Origin of the sequence: Variovorax multivorans, assembly GCF_051216835.1 — a bacterium.
Lineage (GTDB): Bacteria > Pseudomonadota > Gammaproteobacteria > Burkholderiales > Burkholderiaceae_C > Variovorax.
This window is the reverse complement of sequence record NZ_JBPJZL010000047.1, coordinates 1-2219: the sequence shown is the minus strand read 5'-3', so window position 1 is coordinate 2219 and position 2219 is coordinate 1. Positions and strand designations below refer to the sequence as shown.

The 2219-nt window shown below is 60.8% G+C and carries 2 protein-coding genes; both read right to left on the bottom strand.

The window, feature by feature from the left end:
- Nucleotides 1-40: 40 nt before the first annotated feature.
- Nucleotides 41-832, bottom strand: coding sequence for an IS21-like element helper ATPase IstB (gene istB, locus ACSFCA_RS36470; protein WP_435462994.1), 792 nt, complete (start codon nt 830-832; stop codon nt 41-43).
- On the bottom strand, nt 822-2219 hold a 1398-nt coding region (gene istA / locus ACSFCA_RS36465; RefSeq protein WP_435462995.1), incomplete at its 5' end, for an IS21 family transposase. The genes istB and istA, both read right to left, overlap by 11 nt.

Below are 2219 nucleotides of genomic sequence, written 5' to 3'. Positions count from 1 at the left end.
CATTGAATACTGACCCACCCGCTTTGTGAGCTTGAAGGCTTCACGGTGTGGATAAGTGCTTGGTGTTCTCCTTTTTAGGTTGAGGCTTTGCAGAACTGTTTTTGAACCTGAAGCTGTCGTTTCCGGTCTCCAGGATGTGGCACCGATGCGTCAGCCTGTCCAACAGCGCAGTGGTCATCTTCGCATCACCAAAGACGCTAGCCCACTCCCCGAAGCTGAGGTTCGTGGTGATCACGACACTGGTCCTCTCGTAGAGCTTGGACAGCAGGTGGAACAGAAGTGCTCCTCCTGATTCGCTGAAGGGCAGGTAGCCCAGCTCATCCAGGATCACCAAGTCCACGTGCAGTAGTTTGTTGGCAATCTGGCCAGTGTTTCCGTTGGACTTCTCCACTTCAAGAGCATTGACCAGTTCGATCGTGGAGAGGAACCGGACACGGAGACGGTGATGCTCGATGGCCTGCACCCCGATTGCGGTTGCAAGGTGGGTCTTTCCTGTTCCGGGCCCACCAACGAGAACAACGTTGTGCGCTTGGTCGAGGAATTCACATCTGTGCAGTTGGCGCACCGTGGCTTCGTTCACCTCGCTGTGCCCGAAGTCGAATCCGACCAGATCCCGGTAAGCGGGGAACTTGGCCAGCTTCATCTGATAGGCCAGTGAGCGCACTTCGCGCTCTGCCGTTTCAGCCTTGAGCAGCTTCGACAAGATCGGCTGGGCCGCTTCGAAGGCAGGGACGCCCTGGTCGCCCAGCTCCGACACCGCGTGGGCCATGCCATGCATCTTGAGACTCTTCAACAGGGTGACGATCGCCATCGTCGTCGAATCATGTGCCATGACGTACCCCCTTGCGCGGCTGCGCGTCCCGGAGTGAGTCGTAGCGCGAGACGTTTGCCTTCGGCTCTGTGGAGAGCTTGAGGGCCTGTGGCGCAATCACTTCTGGAACTGCAGACTTTCCGTCGACCAGGCGATGCAGGATGTTCAGGACGTGCGTCTTGGTCGCAACGCCAGCGTCCAACGCCGCCTCGACCGCAGCCAGGACCATGTGCTCTTCGTGATGCAGCACCAGCGCCAGAACTTCTACCATCTCTCGATCACCCCCAGGCTTCTTGAGCAGCGTCGCCTGCAGCCGTTTGAACGGCGTCGGCAGCTCTGCAAACGGTGCGCCATTCCTGAGTGCCCCAGGTTTCCTCTGCAGCACAGCCAGGTAGTGGCGCCAGTCGTAGATGGTCTGGCCAGTCACGTCGTGTCGCCGGTCGATGACCCGGCTGTGCTCGCATATCACTTGGCCTTCGGCTGCCACCACCAATCGGTCGGCGTACACCCGCAAGCTGACCGGCCGATTGGCAAACGATGCGGGGACGCTGTAGCGCGTCCGGTCGAAGGTGATCAAGCAAGTCGGGGAGACACGCTTGGTGTGCTCCACGAAGCCGTCAAACGCAGGCGGCGGAGGCATCAGGAAGGGTTTTTCCTGAGCCCAGACATCCGCGACAGTGCCTGGCAGTTGCCCGTGGGCAATCTCCTTCCACAGCGCCTTGCAGCGGACTTCAAGCCAATCGTTGAGCTCGGCGAGCGTCGAGAACGCCGGAACGGGCTGCCAGAGGCGATGCCGGGCATCACGCACGTTCTTTTCGATCTGGCCCTTCTCCCAGCCTGACGCCGGATTGCAGAACTCGGCTTCGAAGAGGTAGTGGCTCACCATCGCGCTGAATCGGACGTTGACGTCCCGATCCTTGCCGGTGCGGACCTTGTCCACGGCCGTCTTCATGTTGTCGTAGATCCCACGTTTGGGCACGCCGCCCAGCATGCGGAAGGCATGGTTGTGCGCGTCGAACAGCATTTCGTGGGTCTGCAGGAGGTAAGCGCGCACGCTGAATGCTCGGCTATGGCTGAGCTTCAAATGCGCGACCTGCAGCTTGGTGCGCTCGCCGGCGATCACAGCCCAGTCCTCACTCCAGTCGAACTGGAATGCCTCTCCGGGGCCAAAGACCAAGGGCACGAACGTGCCGCGGCCGGCAACACGCAGCGTCTCCTGGCGATCGGCTTGCCATTTCCGGTAGAACGCCGCCACGCGGCCGTACGAGCCGTCGAAGCCCAGCGCGACCAGGTCTGTGTGGATCTGCCGCAGATTGCGCCGCTGTTTCCGCGATTTGGTGGCCTCGATCGCGAGCCAGGTCGCGAGCTTCTCGGCATAGGGATCGAGCTTGCTCGAGCCCGTCCGCTT

Bases quoted from the DNA above. Each gene is read 5' to 3' on its own strand.
- istB (WP_435462994.1), bottom strand. From the start codon at position 832: ATGGCACATGATTCGACGACGATGGCGATCGTCACCCTGTTGAAGAGT.